Origin of the sequence: Micromonospora sp. NPDC051141 (assembly GCF_044455765.1) — a bacterium.
GTDB lineage: Bacteria > Actinomycetota > Actinomycetes > Mycobacteriales > Micromonosporaceae > Micromonospora.
Genome location: NZ_JBITFD010000004.1, coordinates 531,429 through 550,724 on the forward strand (window position 1 = coordinate 531,429; position 19,296 = coordinate 550,724).

Sequence of the window (19,296 nt, forward strand, 5' to 3'; positions counted from 1 at the left end):
CCGTCGCGCGGGTACCTTTGCTCGCATGACTGAGCGCTCCGGGCAGGCAGGCGACGCCACCGAGGGGCCGGTGCCGACCACTCCGGTCTGCTACCGGCATCCCGATCGGGAGACGTACCTCCGGTGCACCCGCTGCGACCGGCCGATCTGCCCCGAGTGCATGCGCGACGCCTCCGTCGGCCACCAGTGCCCGGAGTGCGTCGCCGAGGGACGCCGCAGCGTGCGGCCGGCGCGTACCGCCTTCGGAGGCGGTGCCGCCGGCCGCCAGGGCTACGTGACGAAGGCCCTCATCGCGCTGAACGTGCTGATGATGCTGCTCTCCATCGTGTCGGCGCGCAGCGGGAACGCGATCGCCGGCGGCGGTCTCGGCGGCCTGATGGGCGGCGGGACGCCGCTGACCGAGTGGGGCGCGGTGCTGGGGCTGGCCGCCTTCCCGGACGGGACCATCGGCGGGGTGGCCGACGGCGAGTGGTACCGGCTGGTCACCGCCATGTTCCTGCACTACGGCGTGCTGCACCTGCTGCTCAACATGTGGGCGCTCTGGGTGCTCGGCCGGACCCTGGAGGCGGTGCTCGGGCCGCTGCGCTTCCTGGCGCTCTATCTGCTCGCCGGGCTCGGCGGCAACGTGGCCGCCTACGTCTTCACCGAGCCGAACCGGTTCACGGCCGGCGCGTCGACCGCCATCTTCGGCCTGTTCGCCGCGATCTTCGTCATCATGCGCCGGCTGGGTCGGGACACCTCGGCGATCGTGCCGATCCTGGTGATCAACCTGATCTTCACGTTCACCGTGCCGAGCATCTCGGTGGCCGGGCACCTCGGCGGCCTGGTGGTCGGCGCCGTGACGGCGCTGGTCCTGGCGTACGCCCCGCGGACGCGCCGGACCGTGTTCCAGACGGCGGGTTGCGCGATCGTGCTGGTGGCCCTGATCGGCCTGGCCCTCGTCCGCACCGCCGCGCTGACCGGCTGATCCGGCCGGCTCCCGCGAACCGGCGCGGGCCCCGTCAGCGGGCGGCGGCGCGGGCGGCGGTGAGCGTGGCGGCCACCTCTTCCAACGGCGCGTCCAGGTCGCGGCGACCGAACAGGTGCAGCGACTCCCCGGCGTCGATCTCCAGCGTCTCGGCGGTGACCCCGCGTCGGCTGCGTCGGTCCAGCCGGATCGCCTCCACCGCGGCCCACGGCAGCCGGCGTCGGCCGGCATACCCGCGGATCACGGTGAGGCCCTCGGGGTCGACGGCGAGCCGGACCGGCGCGACGAGGTCGCGCAGCGCCCACGCGAGCAGCGCGGCGGCGAGCGAGCCGGCGAGCGCCGGGCGGACCGGGTCGCCGTCGGCGAGCACCAGGCCCAGGGCGATCAGGGCGAGCGCGCCGAGCGCCTTGACCACCGGCAGCGCCCGGGGCACGCGCCACTGCCGGACCGGTGGCGGCTGTGGATCCATCCGCCCAGCATGCCAGCGGCCGGGGCCGTCCGGCACGCCCGGAAAGGCGAGGAGGGACGACGGTCAGGTCAGCACGTACTATTGGGTCAAGCGAGGTTACCGGGGAGTAGACATGAGTGACGCGGTCATCGTCGGTGCGGTGCGGACCCCGGTCGGGCGGCGCAAGGGCAGCCTCGCCGGCGTGCACCCGGTCGACCTCTCGGCACACGTGCTGCGCGCCCTGGCCGAGCGGACCGGCATCGACCCCGGTCAGGTCGACGACGTGGTGTGGGGTTGCGTGTCGCAGGTGGGCGAGCAGTCCTGGAACGTGGCCCGCAACGCCGTGCTGGCGGCCGGCTGGCCCGAGTCCGTGCCCGGCACCACGCTCGACCGGCAGTGCGGGTCGAGCCAGCAGGCGCTGCACTTCGCCGCCGCCACCGTGCTCTCCGGCCAGGCCGACCTGGTCGTCGCCGGTGGCGTCGAGTCGATGACCCGGGTGCCGATGGGCTCCAGCGTGGCCGGCGGGATGCCGTTCAGCCCGGCGATCCTGGCCCGCTACCGCGGCGCCGAGGGCGTCGCCGAGGATTCACCGCTGCCGTTCAACCAGGGCGTCGGCGCCGAGCTGATCGCCGAGCGGTGGCGCTTCTCGCGCACCCAGCTCGACGAGTTCGCGCTGGCCAGCCACGAGAAGGCGGCGGCTGCGCAGGACGCCGGCGCGTTCGAGCCGGAGCTGGCCCCGGTGGTGCTCGCCGACGGCGGCAAGTTCACCGCCGACGAGGGCATCCGCCGGGACACCTCGCTGGCCAAGCTCGGTGAGCTGGCCACCCCGTTCCGCGCCGACGGTGTGGTCACCGCCGGCTCCGCGTCGCAGATCTCCGACGGCGCCGCCGCGCTGGCGGTGACCACCGCCGAGTGGGCCAGCCGGCACGGCCTGCGCCCGCTGGCCCGGGTGCACACCGCCGTGGTGGCCGCCGACGATCCGGTCGCCATGCTCACCGCCCCCATCCCGGCCACCGCGAAGGCGCTGCGCCGCGCGGGGCTGGGCATCGAGGAGATCGGGGTGTACGAGGTGAACGAGGCGTTCGCCCCGGTGCCGCTGGCCTGGTTGGCCGAGACCGAGGCGGACCCGGAGCGGCTCAACCCCCGGGGCGGCGCGATCGCGCTGGGCCACCCGCTCGGCGGGTCCGGCGCACGGATCATGACCACGATGCTCCAGCACATGCGGGACAACGGCATCCGCTACGGCCTGCAGACCATGTGCGAGGGCGGCGGCATGGCCAACGCCACCATCGTCGAACTGCTCTGAGCGCGGGTGGAAGTTCCAGAAATCCAGGGTGACCCATGTCACTACGGGCCAACGGCTCGTTGCACCCGACATGGACGTGTTCTCCCGAACGTTCCTCCCGGCGGCGGCCGAGACCGGCCTGGCCACCCAGACCGCCACCCGCCACATGCCGGTGTTCCGGCGCTGCGTCGGCTCCGGTGACGCCACCATCCTGGTCACCCGGTGCAGCCGTCCGGACCATCCGGTCGGCGGCGACTACCTCATGCTCCTCACCCACCGCCGGCTGGTGGTGACCCGGCAGACCCGGTTGCTGCACCGGCTGCGCCTGCACCTCAACACCGAGCTGCGGGAACTCAGCAACGTCACCTGGAGCCCGGACCCACGGGCGCACACTGTGGAGCTGGCGGCCACCGCCATCGACGGCGCCCGCGAACGCTTCCTCATCCGGACCCACCACCCGAAGGGCGTGTGGCAGCTCGACGCGCTGCTCCACCACGCCTTTCGGACCCGGCTGCGGACCCCGGCGGAACGCCTGGTCGCCACCATCGGTGACTGGCCGGCCGGCGCTCGGCCGGTCGTGTTCCGTCCGGCGTCGGCCCGCTGACGTTCTCCTTACCGAACCCGAACATCTCCCTGACCGTCCCGGCGGCCACCGGTCGGTCATCATGGGCCGGTGACCGCCGACACCGCGCACCGCGGACTCGTCCTCGTGGTGGAGGACGAGCCATCCATCGCCGACCTGGTCCGGCTCTACCTGACCCGGGACGGCTTCGGCGTACACCTGGAACGGGACGGCACCGCCGGGCTGGCCGCCGCGCGGCGGCTGCGCCCGGTGGCCTGCGTGCTCGACATCGCGCTGCCCGGCCTGGCCGGCACCGAGATCTGCCGGCGGCTGCGCGCGGCCGGTGACTGGACACCTGTCATCTTCCTCACCGCCCGCGACGACGAGGTGGACCGCGTGGTCGGCCTGGAGTTGGGCGCGGACGACTACGTCACCAAGCCGTTCAGTCCGCGTGAGCTGGTCGCCCGGGTCCGCGCGGTGCTGCGCCGCAGCGCCGGCACGCCGGCCACCGCCGACCAGCCGCGGGTGCTCGGCCCGGTCACACTCGACCCGGCGCGCCGGGCGGTGACCGTCGGCGGGGCGCCGGTGCAGCTCACCTCCACCGAGTTCGACCTGCTCGCGCACCTGATGGCCCGCCCCGGCCGGGTGTTCACCCGGGAGGAGTTGCTGGCCGGCGTCTGGGGGTACGCGGCGCACGCCGGCACCCGGACCGTGGACGTGCACGTGGCGCAGGTCCGGGCGAAGCTCGGCCCGGCCAGCGTGATCCGCACCCACCGCGGCGTCGGGTACGCGGCCGATGCCTGACCAGCCCACCGTGGCGCTGCCGGTGATCCGGACCCGGCCCGCCGCACCGCCCACCCGTCGTTGGCCGGGCCACACGCTCACCGCCCGCGCGGTGCTCGTCACCTGTGCGGTGGCGCTGGTGTCGGTGCTGGTCACCGCGCTGGTGGCGGTGCCGTTGGCGGTACGCGGCGCGGAACGCCGGGACCAGGACGCGCTGGCCGCCCAGGCCCGGCTCGCCGCCGACGTGCTGCGCGTCCGCGCGGTACGCCAGCGCGACGGCGCCGGGGACCGGCTCATCCGGCAGCTCCGCCAGCAGCAGATCGACGTGTACCTGGTCCGCGACGGGCGGGCCGACCGGAGTGGCCTGCCCGCGCCGCTGGTCGCCCGGGTGGCCGCCGGGGGCAACGTCTCCGGCCGGCGACTCGTCGACGGGGAACGCCGGCTCGTCGAGGCACGGGCGCTGCCCGGCGGCGACGGAGTGGTGCTCACCCGCGCCGCCACCACCGGCCCCTGGCGGCAGGTGCTGCGCGGGCTCTGGCTGCCGCTGCTCGCCGGGCTCGCCGCCGGGGCGGTCGCCGGGCTGCTGCTGGCCCGCCGGCTGGCCCGACCGATCCGCGTCGCGGCCACCGCCGCCGCCCGTCTCCGGGCCGGGGACCGGGCGGTCCGGGTGCCGGTCGAGCCGCCCGACGAGGTGGCCGACCTGGCGTACGCGCTCAACGGGCTGGCCGCCGCGCTGGCCACCAGCGAGGGCCGGCAGCGTGAGTTCCTGCTCTCCGTCTCGCACGAGTTGCGGACGCCGCTCACCGCCATCCGGGGCTACGCCGAGGCGTTGGCCGACGGCGTGCTCGACGCGGAGGCGGTGCCGGCGACCGGGCGTACCGTGCTGGCCGAGGCCGAGCATCTGGACCGGCTGGTCAGCGACCTGTTGGCGCTGGCCCGGCTGGAGGCCGCCGACTTCCCGCTGGAACCGGTGCGGGTGGACCTGACCCGGCTCGCCGCCGACGTCGAGCGCACCTGGTCGGACCGGTGCACGGCGGTCGGGGTGCCGTTCCGGGTGGAGACGCCGGACGCGCCGGTGCCGGCGTACACCGATCCGGGCCGGATCCGGCAGGTGGTGGACGGGCTGCTGGAGAACGCGCTGCGGGTCGTACCCCCGGGGGCGCCGATGGTGCTCGCGGTCCGGCCCGCCGGCGCGGACCCGGCGGCCGGCGGGGTCCTGGAGGTCCGCGACGGCGGGCCCGGCTTCACCGACGACGACCTGGCGGTGGCGTTCGAGCGGGGCGCGCTGCACCAGCGCTACCGGGGGGTGCGCAAGGTGGGCAGCGGGCTGGGGTTGGCGCTCGCCGCCGGGCTGGTGCGCCGGCTGGGCGGCGACATCGCCGCCGGGCATGCGCCGGAGGGCGGCGCGGCGTTCACGGTCCGGCTGCCCGGAGATCCTTACCTGGCTCGAACATCGGCCTGACGGTCCGCTCGCGCCGGTGCGGAACGCTGACGTCACCACCGACGAGAGGAACACCGATGGCACGTCAGCGAATCGTCACCGGAGCCACCGCGCTGCTCACCGCCGCGGCGCTCGGCCTGTCCGGGTGCGGCGCGGCGCGGACCGGCGCCGACTCGGCCCGGGAGACCGCGGTCGAGGTGGCCGCCGCCATGGGCGCCGACGGGCAGGCCCTGGCCGCGCTCGGCGTCGACCCGGCCGACCTGGACGTCGATCCGGTCGCGGCACCCGCCCCGTCGGCCTCCGGCACGCCGGCCGAGCAGGCCGGCTCCGGCACGCCGGCTGAGCAGGCCGGGCCGGACCGCAAGGGGGACCGGGCGCAGGACTGGCGCAAGCGGCACCGGGCCCGGGTGCTGCTGCGCAAGAACCGGCTGCACGGCGAGGTCGTGGTGCAGACCAAGGAGAACGGGACGAAGACGGTAGCCGTCCAGCGCGGTGAGGTGACCGCGGTCGACGCGACGTCGATGACCGTGAAGTCCGCCGACGGTTTCACCATGACCTGGACGTTCGGCGAGAAGCTCCGAGTGGTCGAGCACCGCGCGACGATCCGGGCGAACGAGATCAAGGTTGGTACGACGGTCGGCGTGGCCGGCGCCAAGGAGGGGGACAAGGGGGTCGCCCGGCTGGTCGTCGTGCCGCTCCGCCAGGAGTAAGGTGGGCGGCTGTCGTGACCTCAGGAATCTGCCAGGCTACGCTATGCCCCGACCTGCCGTCACCTCCGTGGAGAACCCGTGAAGCTTTCGATCCTCATGCCGGTCTACAACGAGGAAGAACGCATCGCGGACGCCCTCAAGCAGGCGTTGGCGGTGGACTACCCGTGCGAGATCGAGCTGGTCGTCGTGGACGACGGCAGCCGGGACGGCACCGGTGAGGTGCTCGGCCGGGTGGACGACGCCCGGCTGCGGGTGATCACCCACCCGCGCAACGCCGGCAAGGGCGCGGCCATCAAGACCGCCGTCGACAACGCCGAGGGCGAATACATGGTCATCCTCGACGCCGACCTGGAGTACGACCCGCAGGACATCCCGCGCCTGCTCCAGCCGGTGCTCGACGGGCACGCCACGGTGGTCTACGGCAATCGCACGTTCGGCAGCCACAGCTCCTACAGCTTCTGGTACGTGATGGGCAACAAGGGCGTCACGCTGGCGGCCAACGTGCTCTACAACTCGTACATCGGCGACCTGGAGACCTGCTTCAAGCTGATGCCGTTGGCGCTCTACCGCTCGCTCCAGGTGCGTTCCCGGGGCTTCGGCATGGAGGCCGAGGTCACCGGCAAGCTGCTCCGCCAGCGCATCCGCCCCTACGAGGTGCCGATCAGCTACCGTGCCCGGGGCCGCGAAGAGGGCAAGAAGATCACCTGGAAGGACGGCGTCGAGGCGATCTGGATCCTGGCCCGCGAGCGCGCCCGCCGCCGCCCGGTCGGTCCCGCCACGCGCTGACGGCACAACCACGAACCCCGCACCCGGCCCGGTGCGGGGTTCGGTCGTCTCGGGACGGTGGCGGTGGCCGCCGCCGTGCCGATAGCCTCGAACCTCAACCGAACTTCACCTCAAGGTCCTGTGATGCACGAGGCAACGCTCACCATCGGCCAACTCGCCGAGCGCAGCGGCGTGGCGCCCTCCGCGCTGCGCTACTACGAGCGGCTCGGCCTGATCCACGCCGCCCGCACCGGCGGCAACCAGCGCCGCTACGCCCGCACCGAGCTGCGCCGGGTGGCCTTCGTCCGGATCTCCCAGCAGGTCGGCGTCTCGCTCGACGAGATCCGGGAGGCGTTGGACTCGCTGCCCGCCGGCCGCACCCCCACCCCGGAGGACTGGGCGGCGCTCTCCCGGGGCTGGCGGGAGCGGCTGGACGAGCGGATCCGACTGCTCGGCAAGCTCCGCGACGACCTGGACGGCTGCATCGGCTGCGGCTGCCTGTCGTTGCAGCGCTGCACGCTCTACAACCCCGGCGACTCGCTGGCCGCCGAGGGCCCCGGCGCGCGCCTGGTGCTCCCGCGCGCCGACCCGGGCTGAGCGTCACCGCACCAGCAGCACCTTGCCCAGGTGGTCGCTCGCCTCCACCAGCCGGTGCGCGTCCGCGGCGTCCGCCATCCCCACCCGGGCGTGCACCACCGGCCGGACCCGGCCGGCCGCCACCAGCGGCCACACCTGCTCACGTACGCCCCGAACGATCGCCGCCTTCTCGGCGAGCGGGCGGGAGCGCAGCGCGGTGGCGTGCACCGAGGCCCGCTTCGCCAGCAGCGTCCCGAGGTCGAGTTCGCCCTTGCGTCCGCCCTGCATGCCGATCACCACGAGCCGGCCGCCGGTCGCCAGCGCCGCCACGTTCCGCGGCAGGTAGGACGCGCCCATGATGTCCAGGATCACGTCCGCGCCGCGCCCGTCGGTGACCCGGCGGACCTCCTCGACGAAATCCTGCTCCCGGTAGTCGACGGTGTGCGCGGCGCCCAGCTCGCGCAGCCGCTCGTGCTTGGCCGCCCGCGCGGTCGCCACCACCGTCGCGCCCAGCGCCACCCCGAGCTGGATCGCGAACGTGCCGATGCCGCTGCCGCCACCGTGCACCAGCAGCGTGTCCCCCTCGGCCAGCCCGGCCAGGTCCACCACGTTCGACCACACCGTGCAGGCCACCTCCGGCAGCGCGGCGGCGTCGACCAGGTCCACCCCGTCCGGCACCGGCAGCAACTGCCCGGCCGGCACGGCGACCTGCTCGGCGTACCCGCCGCCGGTCAGCAACGCGCAGACCTCCTGATCCACCGACCAGCCGGTCACGTCGGGACCGAGCGCGCGGACCGTCCCCGAGCACTCCAACCCGGGGTACGCGGACGCGCCCGGCGGCGGCGGGTAGTGCCCCTGCCGTTGCAGCAGGTCGGCCCGGTTGACGGCGCTGGCCCGCACCTCGACGACCACCTCACCGGGGCCTGGTTCGGGGTCGGGGACCTCCGCCCAGACGAGTGCCTCGGGTCCGCCGGGTTCCGTGATCGTGACAGCGCGCATGGCTCAGTCTTACCCGATGCGCCGTTCGTGGCAGACTAGGCGCGGTCGCGTACCCCTCGGGGAGCGCGCCGGGAGGGTTCGCCTAGTGGCCGATGGCGCTGGTCTTGAAAACCGGTAAGGCAGCGATGTCTTCGTGGGTTCGAATCCCACACCCTCCGCTCATCTGGACAGCCAAAACGCCCCCTGAACAGCGCGAACGCCGGCCAGGGGGCGTATCTATAGATCGTGAGTAAGTCTCACTTCGTCTCGCTCGGGACTGCCGTGTCTCACTGGTTGTGTCGTCTACGTGTCGGCGCTCTCCGGCCCTTCGGTCGGCTCGGTGCCTAGCGCTCCCTCGATCCGCTTCCGAGCGGCCTCGTCCTGTCCGTCGATGCACGACGCGTAGATCTTGAGCAGCACATGCACGCTGTGCCCGGCCCATTGGGCGACCTGCGTGCGCGTAGGCAGGCTCGCTCCGGAGACGATCGCCGTGCGGGTCCTGATCTCCGACATGGGCGTACCGATGGCGCTGCCGTCGCGGGCCGAGACGCAGGCAGACGACCCAGCAGTACGCGAACGCCCCGAGCGGATTACCCGCCGGGCGGCAGACGGCATCATCGATCAGGTCGCCGAGCTGGGCGACCTCGGCCTTATCCGGTCAGCCACCGTTGATGTGCGGATGCACCGGGCGTCTCCGCTGTTCAAGCTCTACATCCTGAACGGCGAAGAGGTCTTCTACGGCTTCTACCCGGTCGTTGAGCGCAGCGTATCGATCAAGGGTGAGTCGATGGCGATCTACGACCTGATGGGCAAGGACGTGCCGCTGTTCCACTACGCGGTGACCGACGACGATGCCTCGCACGGAACCCAGTTCGTGGAGGCCTCTCGCCAGTGGTTCGACTCGGTGTGGTCGACCATCGCTTACCGGTACGACGGATGAGCGCCGACCTCGGCCGGCTGATCGCCGGGGCGACTGCACTGCTGCTCGACTTCGACGGGCCGGTGTGCAGCGTCTTCGCCGGCTACCCAGCGCCGCAGGTTGCCGCCGAACTGGTCAACGTGCTGCGGGGGCGCGGGGTCGACGTGCCGCCGGACCTCGCCAGCGAGCCGGACCCGCTTGAGGTGCTCCGTCGCGTCGGGGCGACCGGCGACCAGGGCGTCATGCGGGTGGTGGAGGATGCGCTCTGCACGGCCGAGCTCCGGGCCGCCGAGACTCGTACGGCCGGGAGGTAATCGTCGCGGCCCGGCAGGTTGGGATGCCGGTAGCGCTGGTCAGCAACAACTCGGCCGGTGCGGTGACCGCTTACTTAGCGGCGCATCGGCTCGCCACGCACATCTCGCCGGTGGTCGGCCGGGCGTACGCCGACCCGGATCGCATGAAACCCAACCCGGAACCGATCCTGCAAGCCGTTCGCGTAATCGGCGAGCCGCCGAACCGGTGCGTGCTGGTCGGTGACTCGCTATCAGATATCGACGGGGCGCGGGCGGCCGAGTGCGGGTGGTTGGCTACGCGAACCGGCCCGCCAAGGCTGAGGTGTTCCGGACTGCCGGAGCGGATGCGGTGATCACGAACATGGGGGAGATCGCCAGGATTCTGATCGAACATTCTGATGCGCGGTGAACTGCGCCTCAGTTCGTCCCGACGAAATGCGGCAGAATCTTTATCCATCCGCCGTCGGCCCATGTGGAGGGGGCTATCTGGCCTCGGTCAAGGCGTACCTTTGAATTCCGATGGGCCGACGGCGGATGGGATGATGAAGGCGCGAGACTGGCGAAGTTACCTGGTGCGAAGTTTAGCGTACGCTGCCTTTGCGCGGCTTGCTATTTTGCGTGCCCCTGTGCTGTTGAGCCTCCACCTGGCGAGATCGACGCTAACTTCGAACTTCTGGGCCGCCTGCTCGTCCGATGCTTGTTGCCGAGCGAGCAACTTCGCAGCTTCGAAGGGAAGGAGTAGTTCGCCCGACAATTCGGCCGCTTGCTGCTCGTGTTCCCGGTTGGCCATGCGGCACCCTCGCTCGTTAACCAGTGCCGCCGTAAACGGGTGTTCAAGCACTACATGAGCCATTTCATGGCTGCATGTTGAACGCTTCCTTTCATGTGGATGTAGGTCATTCTCTAGAATTACAGTTCCAGTTCCGAAGGGTACGAGCGCACCGGAGAATACGTCCGGTCGATTAACCTGAAAGTGGTGGAGGGCTTCCTCCGAACAGCCCGAGGAGGACATCGGTATGACCTTGACGCCGTAGAGTTTCGCAAGTTCGTAGGGATCAAATACATCATGGACGCCAATCCCAACTTCTTCGCGGAGCTCGATAGCCATTCTTTTGAGGGCTGCCTTGTTCAAGGGTGCTCCTGTTTTGCAGAGTGTGCTCGCCTCAGGGTTGCGCGAATTACCTCTTCCAGATAGACGACATCGGCGTTCGTTAAGTCGGCTCGCGCGCGTAGTAGCGGTGCCAACTGGGTCATTAGTTCAGGCTGTTCTTTGGGTGCCTCGTTAACACCAATCATGAACTCCTCCGCTGGCATGCCCAACCATGTGACCAACGTCGCGAATCCGTCGGCATCGGGTCGATCCCCGTTTCCGAGGCGGAACAGCATCGACGGGCTCACACCGATCTCTTTGGCGAGTTGCCGCCATGACAGCCCGTGCGACTCCCGGGCGGCGTTCAGTGCTCCATGCAGGGCGGCGATGTCGATCTTGGTTTTGCTCATCCAGTGACCTCCTGCCTCGGAGTGTGCCAGTTCCGACGCACCGCTTGCCATCCGGCGCACGGGTGATCTAGAGTCCGGTTGCGTCGATTTCGACGCACCGCTTCGAGACAGGAGTAAGGCAAGTGGCACCGATCGGCACTACCGCACGGACCGGCGAACGCTGCCCGGAGAGCGGCGTCTGGAAGGTCGTGGGCACCCCGTCCACGACTGCCCCGATCGCCAAGAACAACACCATGCCGCCCCACGGCGGCCGGGCGGTGACCTGGCAGCTGACCCAGTACGCCTGACGTCAGTGACGCCTGGGCGCTCGATCGAGACGATGAGAGGAGGTAACGATGCCGAGCAAACGGGGCCGGAGCGCTGTCACCGGCCGGTTCGTGAAGCAGTCGACGGTAAAGCGTAGCCCGAAGACGACCGTCAACGAGTCGGTCAAGACGAGCAAGAAGAGCAAGTAGCAGGGTGACGGCTGGCTCGGGGGGGACGAGCCAGCCGTCCAGCTTGTGCACCGAGACTCGATGCCCGTGGCTCACGGCTGGGCGAGGTCGCGGTGGTCGCTGTGCCGGATCCGTGTCGGAGGACCGGCGGTGGATCGGGTAGCGGCAGGTCAGCCGCGTGGCGATCGTGGTCTTGAAAACCGGTAAGGCAGCGATGTCTTCGTGGGTTCGAATCCCACACCCTCCGCCGCCGTAATCGCCCGCAGCGGGGTAAGAAGGGGCGCAGAACATTTCGCGCACCCGGAAGGACCCGTTTCGATGACCCTGGAACGACCGATCGCCCCGGACCCGTACGAGCTGCTGCCGACCGTGCCGTCGTTCGACCTGACCAGCGACGACGTGCACAACGGCGAGCCGATGGACGCGCGGTACGCGCACGGCAGCGCCGGTGGCGGGAACGTGTCCCCGCACCTGTCCTGGTCGGGCTTCCCGGCGGAGACGAAGAGCTTCGTGGTCACCTGCTTCGACCCGGACGCGCCGACCGGCAGCGGGTTCTGGCACTGGGTGCTGGTGGACGTGCCCGCCTCGGTCACCGAGCTGCCGGCCGAGGCGCGCGAGGCCGACCTCGGTGGCGCGTTCAGCATCCGCAACGACTACGGCGACACCGGCTACGGCGGTGCCGCGCCGCCGCCGGGGGACCGTCCGCACCGGTACGTCTTCGCGGTGCACGCGGTCGACGTGGAGCGACTGGACGTGGGCAAGGAGGCGAGCCCGGCCTTCGTCGGCTTCAACCTCGCGTTCCACACCCTGGCCCGCGCGGTGATCCGCCCCACCTACCAGGTCAAGGACTGACCGAGATGTAAGGAGGGGCCCCTTCTTGACACGTAGGTGTAAGGAGGGGCCCCATCTATACCTGAGGCGTTAAGAGGGGCCCCGCCTCACACCCGGGCCACGGCGAAGACGGACTGGCCGAACGGGGGGCGGATGCGCTGCTCGGCGGCCTTGGTGGCGGGGAGCACCAACGTGTCGTAGACCTTCACCATCGGGCCCTCCTTCGGCATCAGCCGGAAGACCTTGGTGGCCATGAAGTAGCCGATCAGGCCGAGCGCGTTCGCGTAGTGGATCTTCTCCACGGTGAGGCCGGCGTCGGTCATCGCGGTGGCGAGCGTCTTCTTGGTGTAGCGCCGCACGTGGCCGGTCGCGATGTCGGCGGGGCCCATGGCGAACTGGAACGCCGGCACGATGATGATCACCGCGCCACCGGGCCGGACCAGGTCGCGCATGCTGCGCAGCGCACCCACGTGGTCGTCGATGTGCTCCAGCACGTTGTACGACACGGCAGCGCTGTAGTCGCCCCGCTCGGTGTGCGGCAACAGCATCTGCCGGACCTCGACGCCGGGGTGCTCGGACAGCCGCTCCTTGAGCTTGACCAGCCGGTCCGGGTCGGCCTCGGTGGCCGTGATGCGGGGGATGTGCTCGGACCAGGCGAGTGCGTAGTCGCCGAGGCCGCTGCCGATCTCGATGGGGTTGTCACCGAGGTAGGGCACGGCCAGCTCGACGAACCACCGCCGGTGGTTGACCGCCGTGGCCAGGCCTTCGAGCACCTCCGCCTGGACGCGCTGATCCCCAGTGATTTCTGCCATGCGTCGATTCCTCACGATATGACTGACCCGCGCCTGGACCGTTCAGAGTCAACCATCTAAATGGCCGGCGGGAAAATCGGGGGCACCGCGCTGGCCGAATTGCGGTCGGGTGGGGCACGTGATCGGCGGTCGGCGAACCCGGCACATAGTACGCGAGTCCCCGGAATATGTCACCTGGCCGTCATGCAATGACTACGCTCTGAAATGTCATGACTACTCCCCAGCCGGGTGTGGACCCACGTCGAGGGCGGTCGACCGACGCCCTCGCCGTGCTCAGCTTCGTGCTGCTCGCGCTCTGGGTGACCGCCCGGCTCTGGATCGATCCGGCCAACGGCGTGCGGGACAATCGCACCGACCAGGCGCAGTTCGAATGGATGATGGCACACGGTGCGCGCGTGGTCACTCATTTCGCCTATCCGTTCACCTCGGACCGGATGAATGTGCCGGACGTCGTCAATCTCATGGGGAACACGTCCGTATTATCCGTTTCCTTGCCCCTGTCGCCGATAACGGTGTGGTTCGGACCGCGTTGGTCGTTCCTCATTTTTCTCACGGTCGGTCTGGCCGCCACCGCCGCCGCCTGGTATTTCCTGCTCTCCCGCGTGGTCGTCGGCGCCCGGGGGCCGGCCTGGCTGGGCGCGGGCTTCTGCGCGTTCGCGCCGGCCATGGTGTCGCACGCGAACGCCCACCCCAACATCGTCAGCCAGTTCGTGGTGCCGCTGATCGTCTGGCGAACGCTCCGGCTGGCGCAGCCCGGCCGCTGGCTGCGTAACGGGTTGCTGCTCGGCCTGGTGATCGTCTGGCAGGCGTTCCTCAACCTGGAGATCCTGCTGATGACCGCGCTCGGCCTGGGCGGCGTGGTGCTGGCGCTCGTGCTCGGCCGGCCCGCGCTCCGGTCGGCGGCCCGGCCGTTCGTCGCCGGGCTCGGGGTGGCCGCCGTCGTGGCCGGGGCGCTCCTGGCGTACCCGCTGCACGTGCAGTTCGCCGGCCCCGGCGCGTACTCCGGGCTCTCCACGCTGATCCGGGGCTACTCCACCGACCTCGCCGCCTACCTGGCCTGGTCCCGGGAGTCGGTGGCCGGCGACGCCCGGGGTAGCGCGCCGCTGGTCAAGAACGCCACCGAGGAGAACGCGTTCTTCGGCTGGCCGCTCGTGGTGCTGGTGGTCGCGCTGGTCTGGTGGCTGCGCCGGGACGCGCTGGTGCTCGGGCTGGCCACGGTCGCTGTGGTGTTCGGTCTCTTCTCGCTCGGCCGGGAGATCCGGTTCGACGGGCGGGAGACCGGCGTCCCCGGGCCGTGGGCCGCGCTGGAGAACCTGCCGGTCCTGCACGCGGTGGTGCCCACCCGCTGGTCGCTCGCGCTCACCCCGATCATCGGCGTGCTGCTCGCGCTCGGCGTCGAACGGGTCCGGCGGCTGGCCCACCGGCACCCGGCCGCCCGGGGGCAGCTCCGGTTCGCCACCGGCACCGTGCTCGCCATGGCGCTGCTGCCGATCCTGCCCACCCCGCTGCCCGCGACGCGGCTGGACCCGACGCCGGCGTTCGTCACCTCCGGGGCGTGGCGGCCCTACGTGGCGGGTGGGCACAGCATCGTCACGCTCCCGCTGCCCGACACCACCTACGCGGTCCCGCTGCGCTGGTCCGCCGAGACCCGGCTGGACATGCCGCTGGCCCGGGGCTACTTCCTCTATCCGGACACCCGACCGGGCGCCGACCGGGTCGCGCTCTTCACCGCGCCACCGCGCCCCACCAGCACGTTCTTCGAGACGGTACGGCGTACCGACGCGGTGCCGCCGATCACTCCGCAGGACCGGGTGGACGCCGTGGACGACCTACGTCACTGGCGGGCCGGCGCGGTGATCCTCGACCCAAGGCTGAGCTCGGCCGAGTCGCTGCGCCGGGCGATGACCGAGCTGACCGGGATCGCCCCGACGCGTACCGGCGGGGTCTGGCTGTGGGACGTGCGCCCGCTCGTCGACTGACCTGAGCCGGGGCACTGACCAGCGACGCGACGATGACGGGCTCAGCGACGGTCAGCGGACGCAGCAGCCCTGGCAGACCTTCGGCCGGGGCAGCGTGAAGGCCAGGCAGCAGGTGCGCCGCTGCACGGTCGGCTCGCCGGTCGGGCCGGGCACCAGCTCGACCAGGTCGGCCAGGTCGAGCGCGTCGAGCAGCGTGCCGACGGCCGCCGTGGTCGGGCCGGGCAGCGCGTCCGCCGCCCGCAGCAGGCCGTGCGCGATGCCGGAGGCCACCGAGCCGAGCAGCGTACGGGTGCCGATCCGGACCTCGCGCTGGATGGCGGTGATCAGCGGGGCGAAGTGCGCGTCGAGCAGCGTCGTGCGCAGCGCGCCGAGCAGCGCCGCCTCGTCGGCGACGACCCGGACGCCCGGCGCGCCGGTCAGCGCCAGCGGGTCGCCGGGCAGCACGGCCACCGGGGTGGAGCCGCGCAGCCCCAGCGTGAGCAACTGGTGGTGGTCCTCGAAGTGCACCAGCACGTCGGCGGGATCGAGCAGCGGCACCCGCCGCGCCGAGGCCCAGCCGAGCACGGCCGGCAGCGCGGTCCAGTAGCTGTAGGACTTCCAGGCGAGCGCGGCGCAGGCGTGCGGGGTGCCGCCCCAGCGCCGGCCGGCGGCGGCCAGGAAGCCGGGGAGCAGGGTGCCGTCGATCAGGCGGGTGGCCGGGGCCCACCGGTCCAGCTCGTCGCGGACCAGCAGGCCGGGCGCGAGACCGGGCAGGTCGTCGGTGCCGAACATGGCGCGCAGCGTCGCGGTCACCGGGGCGAACGGGGTGGCGACGTCGCGCCCCGGCATCACCGCAGTCACCTGGCCGTCCCCCGTCCGGTAGCCCGTCGGCCGGCGCGTGCCGTCGACCGAAGCTAAGGATAGCCTAACCACACTCCCGGACGGAGGGAAGAGGCACCACGGGGCTTGATGGGGAGGTCCCGGTCACTCCGTCGCCGTCGTGTACTACCCGGCGGGGTGGGCGGAAAACGCCGGGCAGGAGGGCTCGCCAGGCCGCGCAAGCATCGACGCCTGACGTTGAATTGTCAAGATGACTGTCGAATACGAGGCAGTTTCCGTACACGTTCGGCCACGAAACGTGAAAATGGTCTTCCCGCGTACGAGGAAGCTGATGACCTCACCGATCGAGCGTGCCGCCGAGTCCTTCGCGGTCGAGCTCGCCCGGCACCGCACCGGCCGAGGGCTGTCCAAGAAGCAGCTGGCGACGCTGATGGGCTTCGACCCGTCCTACGTCAGCCACGTCGAAGGACGCCGGCACCGGCCCACCGAGGACTTCGCCCGCCGGGCCGAGGCCGTCCTGGAGGCCAGCGGCGCGATCTGGCAGCGCTTCCGGGAGTACGACGAGCTGCGGCACAGCCGCGTCACCGGGACGCACCGCGATCCGCCCGTCCCCGGCCAGTGGCTGCCCCCCGGCACCGGCCTGGTGGTGGAACGCGAGGTCGCCACGCTCACCCACACCGGCGACAGCTACCACTGCACCATCCGGCGGGAGCTGTACAACGCCGGCACCGAACCGGTCACCCGCTACCTGGTCCGGGTCGCCGTCGACCGCTACCCGAACGACCCGGGCCGCTCCAACCGGCACCACCGCGAGCACCCCCTCACGTTCGCCGAGCTGCAACTCACCGCGTACCGGGACGACGGCAGCGGACGCGAGCCGATGCACTGGCGGGCCAAGCACGACCGGGACGCGTTCAAGGAGATCTGGCTGCTCTTCGAGAACGACGAGGGACGCTTCCCGCTCTACCCGGGCGACCGGGTCACCATCGAGTACGCCTACCGCGTCGGACGGGACAAGTGGGGCCCCTGGTTCCAGCGCGCCGTACGCCTGCCCACCCGGCACCTCGCGGTGCGCCTCGACCTGCCGGCGGACCTCGACCCCAAGGTGTGGGGCGCGGAGACCTCGCTGTCGGCGGAGGAGGGCCCGCTGCGGACCCCGATCCAGCAGACCCGGGACGCCGACCGGGTCATCTACGAGTGGGGGACCGACGACCCGCCGCTGAACGCCCGCTACCGGATGCAGTGGCGGTTCCGCAGCCCCGCGCCGGACACCGAACCGGACAGCACGCCCGCCGGGGAGACCCGGGTACGCGCCAGCGACCGGATGCGCGCGGTCGGCATCGTGCAACGCGGCGACGACCTGCTCCGGCAGCCCGCCCGCCAGTTCGACCTGCCGGCCGAGGAACGGCACGCCCGGCAGGTGGTCGACCGGCTCGCCGGCATGCTGGCCCGCCTCGACGAGCTGCACCCGTTCAGCAAGGGCGTCGGCCTGGCCGCGCCGCAGCTCGGGATCGGCTGGTCCGCCGCGCTGGTCCGCCCCGTCGACCGGGCGGCCGAGCCGGTCGTGCTGCTCAACCCCCGGGTGGTGGACGCCGCCACCGAGACCGACGAGCAGTACGAGGGCTGCCTCTCCTTCTTCGACCACCGTGGCCTGGTGCCCCGGCCGTTGCGGATCGACGTGGAACACGCCCAGTGGGACGGCAGCCGCGTCATCACGTCCTTCGAGTACGCGATGGCCCGCCTGGTCGCGCACGAGATCGACCACCTGGAGGGGCGGCTCTACGTCGACCGGATGGCACCGGGCGTGCCCCTGGTGCCGGTGGAGGAGTACCGCGAGACCGGCACCCCCTGGCGCTACTGAGAAGGGCTCCGGCACGCGGGCTGGTTGCCGCCTGGCCCGCGTACCGGGAAACGGGGGGGGGGGGGGGGGGGGGGGGGGGGGGGGGGGGGGGGGGGGGGGCGCCGGCGGGGGGGGGGGGGGGGGGGGGGGGGGGGGCCGGGGGGCGCCCCCCCCCCCCCCCCCGGCTTGGGGGGAGGATGGCTCTAGAGGGTGCCGAACGTGTCGTAGCGGATGTGGTCCGGCGGGACGTCGTCGGCGGCCAGCGCCCGCAGGGTCGCCCGGACCATGGCGGCCGACCCGGAGACGTAACAGTCGTGCGTGGTCCAGGGGCCGTACCGGGTGACCACCTCGGAGACGTCGCCGAGTTCCCCGGCGAAGTCCGGGTCGGCGCTGCACGCCGGCGTCACCGACAGCCAGGGGTGCGCCGTCACCAGCTCCTGGAGACCGGCCAGCCCGTACAGCTCGTCCGGGTGGCCGGCGCCGTAGAAGACGTGCACCCAGCGGGTGCGGTTGACCCGGGTCAGCTCCTCCACCAGCGCCTTGATCGGGGCCAGCCCCACCCCGCCGGCCACGCAGAGGATGTCCCGGGTGGAGTCCGGGTCCAGCGTCATCGAGCCCATCGGCGCGGCCAGCCGTAACAGGTCACCCGGCCTGGTCCGGCGCACCAGCGCGCTGGACACCCAACCGGCGGCCCCGGCCGGCGTACGGACGTGGAACTCCAGCACGTTCTCCTCGTTCGGGGCGTTCGCCACCGAGTACGTCCGCCACGTACGCGGCAGGTAGCGGGGCACCTCCACGCTGACGTACTGGCCGGCCTGCCAGGTCAGCGGATCCTGGAGCGCGCGCACGGTCAGCACCGCGGTGTCCGGGCCGTGCCGCTCGTGCGTCAGCACCTCCGCGTGCCAGAACGGCGGGTTCCCGTCGGCCGCCGCGCCGGCGAGCATCCGCTCACTGATGCTCGCGTACGCGTCCCGCCACGCCTGGTCGTACTCCAGGCTCCAACCGTCCCCGGCGACGGTGCGCAGGCCGTCCAGCAGCGCGACGCCCAGCGTGGCGTAGTGGTCCGCCGTGACGTGGTACTTCCGGTGGTCCCGGCCCAGCCCGCGCAGGTACTCGTCGAACGCCTCCGGGTCGTCCGCCGTCTGGGCGGCCGTCACGATCGCCTCCAGCAGTCGGTCGCGCTGCCCGCTCATCTGCACCGGGAAAAGCTTGCGCAGCTCCGGGTCGAGCAGGAACATCCGGGCGTAGAAGTGGCCGCAGAGCCGCTCCCCGTGCTCCTCGACCAGGGCCCAGCTCTCCTTCAACAGCCGCGCGACGTTCTCCACAGGGGCACGCTCCTTCTCCGGACGGGCGG

Annotated in this window: 20 protein-coding genes, 2 tRNA genes and 2 pseudogenes; 16 read left to right on the forward strand and 8 right to left on the reverse strand. The window is 71.8% G+C overall.

Annotated features, from left to right (window positions below; genetic code table 11):
- The first annotated feature begins 25 nt into the window (after nucleotides 1-25).
- Nucleotides 26-967, forward strand: a complete 942-nt coding sequence (locus ACIA6B_RS10835) for a rhomboid family intramembrane serine protease (RefSeq protein WP_396772507.1) — start codon at nucleotides 26-28, stop codon at nucleotides 965-967.
- A gap of 34 nt (nucleotides 968-1,001) precedes the next feature.
- Here ACIA6B_RS10835 and ACIA6B_RS10840 read toward each other — a convergent pair whose 3' ends face one another.
- Complete coding sequence (locus tag ACIA6B_RS10840) at nucleotides 1,002-1,436, reverse strand: PH domain-containing protein (RefSeq protein WP_396772508.1); 435 nt, start codon at nucleotides 1,434-1,436, stop codon at nucleotides 1,002-1,004.
- Between the two features lie 112 nt (nucleotides 1,437-1,548).
- On the opposite strand from ACIA6B_RS10840, the gene ACIA6B_RS10845 reads away from it, so the two are divergent.
- From ACIA6B_RS10845 to soxR, 7 genes are all read left to right on the forward strand, one after another.
- On the forward strand, nucleotides 1,549-2,721 hold the full coding sequence (locus ACIA6B_RS10845; protein ID WP_107156504.1) for an acetyl-CoA C-acyltransferase: 1,173 nt from the start codon (nucleotides 1,549-1,551) through the stop codon (nucleotides 2,719-2,721).
- 70 nt (nucleotides 2,722-2,791) lie between these two features.
- Nucleotides 2,792-3,304: a hypothetical protein gene (locus tag ACIA6B_RS10850; protein WP_396772509.1), complete on the forward strand. Its 513-nt coding sequence runs from the start codon at nucleotides 2,792-2,794 to the stop codon at nucleotides 3,302-3,304.
- Nucleotides 3,305-3,373: 69 nt separating this feature from the next.
- Complete coding sequence (locus ACIA6B_RS10855; RefSeq protein WP_396772510.1) at nucleotides 3,374-4,066, forward strand: response regulator transcription factor; 693 nt, start codon at nucleotides 3,374-3,376, stop codon at nucleotides 4,064-4,066.
- Nucleotides 4,059-5,507 carry a sensor histidine kinase gene (locus tag ACIA6B_RS10860; protein WP_396772511.1) on the forward strand — a complete coding sequence of 483 codons (1,449 nt, stop codon included), beginning with the start codon at nucleotides 4,059-4,061 and terminating at the stop codon, nucleotides 5,505-5,507. Before ACIA6B_RS10855 ends, ACIA6B_RS10860 begins: the two co-directional genes overlap by 8 nt.
- A gap of 56 nt (nucleotides 5,508-5,563) precedes the next feature.
- A complete protein-coding gene (locus ACIA6B_RS10865; protein WP_396772512.1) occupies nucleotides 5,564-6,196 on the forward strand; it encodes a hypothetical protein in 633 nt (210 codons plus the stop codon).
- A gap of 78 nt (nucleotides 6,197-6,274) precedes the next feature.
- Nucleotides 6,275-6,982 (forward strand): glycosyltransferase family 2 protein, encoded by a 708-nt coding sequence (locus ACIA6B_RS10870; RefSeq protein ID WP_281934151.1) that lies wholly within the window; start codon nucleotides 6,275-6,277, stop codon nucleotides 6,980-6,982.
- A gap of 123 nt (nucleotides 6,983-7,105) precedes the next feature.
- The gene (soxR, locus tag ACIA6B_RS10875) at nucleotides 7,106-7,558 is read left to right on the forward strand and encodes a redox-sensitive transcriptional activator SoxR (protein ID WP_107156511.1); all 453 of its coding nucleotides are present in this window, start codon (nucleotides 7,106-7,108) and stop codon (nucleotides 7,556-7,558) included.
- Nucleotides 7,559-7,561: 3 nt separating this feature from the next.
- Here soxR and ACIA6B_RS10880 read toward each other — a convergent pair whose 3' ends face one another.
- Nucleotides 7,562-8,536, reverse strand: coding sequence for an NAD(P)H-quinone oxidoreductase (locus tag ACIA6B_RS10880; protein ID WP_396772513.1), 975 nt, complete (start codon nucleotides 8,534-8,536; stop codon nucleotides 7,562-7,564).
- Nucleotides 8,537-8,607: 71 nt separating this feature from the next.
- Here ACIA6B_RS10880 and ACIA6B_RS10885 point away from each other — a divergent pair.
- Nucleotides 8,608-8,694 (forward strand) — tRNA-Ser (locus ACIA6B_RS10885).
- 124 nt (nucleotides 8,695-8,818) lie between these two features.
- Here ACIA6B_RS10885 and ACIA6B_RS10890 read toward each other — a convergent pair.
- Complete coding sequence (locus ACIA6B_RS10890) at nucleotides 8,819-9,028, reverse strand: hypothetical protein (protein ID WP_396772584.1); 210 nt, start codon at nucleotides 9,026-9,028, stop codon at nucleotides 8,819-8,821.
- Here ACIA6B_RS10890 and ACIA6B_RS10895 point away from each other — a divergent pair.
- A pseudogene (locus ACIA6B_RS10895) lies at nucleotides 8,970-9,455 on the forward strand (GntR family transcriptional regulator); the annotation flags it as partial. The gene ACIA6B_RS10890 and the pseudogene ACIA6B_RS10895 overlap by 59 nt on opposite strands.
- Nucleotides 9,452-10,136: pseudogene (locus tag ACIA6B_RS10900) on the forward strand (HAD family hydrolase). The pseudogenes ACIA6B_RS10895 and ACIA6B_RS10900, both read left to right, overlap by 4 nt.
- Nucleotides 10,137-10,292: 156 nt before the next feature.
- Here ACIA6B_RS10900 and ACIA6B_RS10905 read toward each other — a convergent pair.
- Together ACIA6B_RS10905 and ACIA6B_RS10910 are read right to left on the reverse strand one after the other, a co-directional pair.
- Nucleotides 10,293-10,859, reverse strand: coding sequence for an ImmA/IrrE family metallo-endopeptidase (locus tag ACIA6B_RS10905; protein ID WP_396772514.1), 567 nt, complete (start codon nucleotides 10,857-10,859; stop codon nucleotides 10,293-10,295).
- Nucleotides 10,856-11,227, reverse strand: coding sequence for a helix-turn-helix domain-containing protein (locus ACIA6B_RS10910; RefSeq protein ID WP_396772515.1), 372 nt, complete (start codon nucleotides 11,225-11,227; stop codon nucleotides 10,856-10,858). The genes ACIA6B_RS10905 and ACIA6B_RS10910 overlap by 4 nt, the downstream gene beginning before the upstream one ends.
- Before the next feature lie 122 nt (nucleotides 11,228-11,349).
- On the opposite strand from ACIA6B_RS10910, the gene ACIA6B_RS10915 reads away from it, so the two are divergent.
- The 3 genes from ACIA6B_RS10915 (at nucleotide 11,350) to ACIA6B_RS10925 (ending at nucleotide 12,513) form a co-directional block, all read left to right on the forward strand.
- The gene (locus tag ACIA6B_RS10915) at nucleotides 11,350-11,514 is read left to right on the forward strand and encodes a hypothetical protein (protein WP_396772516.1); all 165 of its coding nucleotides are present in this window, start codon (nucleotides 11,350-11,352) and stop codon (nucleotides 11,512-11,514) included.
- Nucleotides 11,515-11,813: 299 nt separating this feature from the next.
- Nucleotides 11,814-11,905 (forward strand) — tRNA-Ser (locus ACIA6B_RS10920).
- Nucleotides 11,906-11,979: 74 nt separating this feature from the next.
- Complete coding sequence (locus ACIA6B_RS10925) at nucleotides 11,980-12,513, forward strand: YbhB/YbcL family Raf kinase inhibitor-like protein (RefSeq protein WP_396772517.1); 534 nt, start codon at nucleotides 11,980-11,982, stop codon at nucleotides 12,511-12,513.
- Nucleotides 12,514-12,599: 86 nt separating this feature from the next.
- Here ACIA6B_RS10925 and ACIA6B_RS10930 read toward each other — a convergent pair whose 3' ends face one another.
- The gene (locus tag ACIA6B_RS10930; RefSeq protein WP_107156514.1) at nucleotides 12,600-13,304 is read right to left on the reverse strand and encodes a bifunctional 2-polyprenyl-6-hydroxyphenol methylase/3-demethylubiquinol 3-O-methyltransferase UbiG; all 705 of its coding nucleotides are present in this window, start codon (nucleotides 13,302-13,304) and stop codon (nucleotides 12,600-12,602) included.
- Between the two features lie 209 nt (nucleotides 13,305-13,513).
- Here ACIA6B_RS10930 and ACIA6B_RS10935 point away from each other — a divergent pair, with 209 nt between their 5' ends.
- On the forward strand, nucleotides 13,514-15,283 hold the full coding sequence (locus ACIA6B_RS10935) for a hypothetical protein (protein WP_396772518.1): 1,770 nt from the start codon (nucleotides 13,514-13,516) through the stop codon (nucleotides 15,281-15,283).
- A gap of 51 nt (nucleotides 15,284-15,334) precedes the next feature.
- Here ACIA6B_RS10935 and ACIA6B_RS10940 read toward each other — a convergent pair whose 3' ends face one another.
- On the reverse strand, nucleotides 15,335-16,111 hold the full coding sequence (locus ACIA6B_RS10940; protein WP_396772579.1) for an IucA/IucC family C-terminal-domain containing protein: 777 nt from the start codon (nucleotides 16,109-16,111) through the stop codon (nucleotides 15,335-15,337).
- Between the two features lie 319 nt (nucleotides 16,112-16,430).
- On the opposite strand from ACIA6B_RS10940, the gene ACIA6B_RS10945 reads away from it, so the two are divergent.
- The gene (locus tag ACIA6B_RS10945) at nucleotides 16,431-17,963 is read left to right on the forward strand and encodes a peptide deformylase (protein ID WP_396772580.1); all 1,533 of its coding nucleotides are present in this window, start codon (nucleotides 16,431-16,433) and stop codon (nucleotides 17,961-17,963) included.
- A 182-nt stretch (nucleotides 17,964-18,145) separates the two neighbouring features.
- Here ACIA6B_RS10945 and ACIA6B_RS10950 read toward each other — a convergent pair whose 3' ends face one another.
- A complete protein-coding gene (locus ACIA6B_RS10950; RefSeq protein ID WP_396772519.1) occupies nucleotides 18,146-19,267 on the reverse strand; it encodes a globin domain-containing protein in 1,122 nt (373 codons plus the stop codon).
- Nucleotides 19,268-19,296 lie beyond the last annotated feature (29 nt).

Coding starts and splice junctions, on each gene's coding strand:
- ACIA6B_RS10835 (WP_396772507.1), top strand. CDS start 26: ATGACTGAGCGCTCCGGGCAGGCAGGCGACGCCACCGAGGGGCCGGTG.
- ACIA6B_RS10840 (WP_396772508.1), bottom strand. CDS start 1,436: ATGGATCCACAGCCGCCACCGGTCCGGCAGTGGCGCGTGCCCCGGGCG.
- ACIA6B_RS10845 (WP_107156504.1), top strand. CDS start 1,549: ATGAGTGACGCGGTCATCGTCGGTGCGGTGCGGACCCCGGTCGGGCGG.
- ACIA6B_RS10850 (WP_396772509.1), top strand. CDS start 2,792: ATGGACGTGTTCTCCCGAACGTTCCTCCCGGCGGCGGCCGAGACCGGC.
- ACIA6B_RS10860 (WP_396772511.1), top strand. CDS start 4,059: ATGCCTGACCAGCCCACCGTGGCGCTGCCGGTGATCCGGACCCGGCCC.
- ACIA6B_RS10865 (WP_396772512.1), top strand. CDS start 5,564: ATGGCACGTCAGCGAATCGTCACCGGAGCCACCGCGCTGCTCACCGCC.
- soxR (WP_107156511.1), top strand. CDS start 7,106: ATGCACGAGGCAACGCTCACCATCGGCCAACTCGCCGAGCGCAGCGGC.
- ACIA6B_RS10880 (WP_396772513.1), bottom strand. CDS start 8,536: ATGCGCGCTGTCACGATCACGGAACCCGGCGGACCCGAGGCACTCGTC.
- ACIA6B_RS10890 (WP_396772584.1), bottom strand. CDS start 9,028: ATGTCGGAGATCAGGACCCGCACGGCGATCGTCTCCGGAGCGAGCCTG.
- ACIA6B_RS10910 (WP_396772515.1), bottom strand. CDS start 11,227: ATGAGCAAAACCAAGATCGACATCGCCGCCCTGCATGGAGCACTGAAC.
- ACIA6B_RS10925 (WP_396772517.1), top strand. CDS start 11,980: ATGACCCTGGAACGACCGATCGCCCCGGACCCGTACGAGCTGCTGCCG.
- ACIA6B_RS10930 (WP_107156514.1), bottom strand. CDS start 13,304: ATGGCAGAAATCACTGGGGATCAGCGCGTCCAGGCGGAGGTGCTCGAA.
- ACIA6B_RS10935 (WP_396772518.1), top strand. CDS start 13,514: ATGACTACTCCCCAGCCGGGTGTGGACCCACGTCGAGGGCGGTCGACC.
- ACIA6B_RS10940 (WP_396772579.1), bottom strand. CDS start 16,111: ATGCCGGGGCGCGACGTCGCCACCCCGTTCGCCCCGGTGACCGCGACG.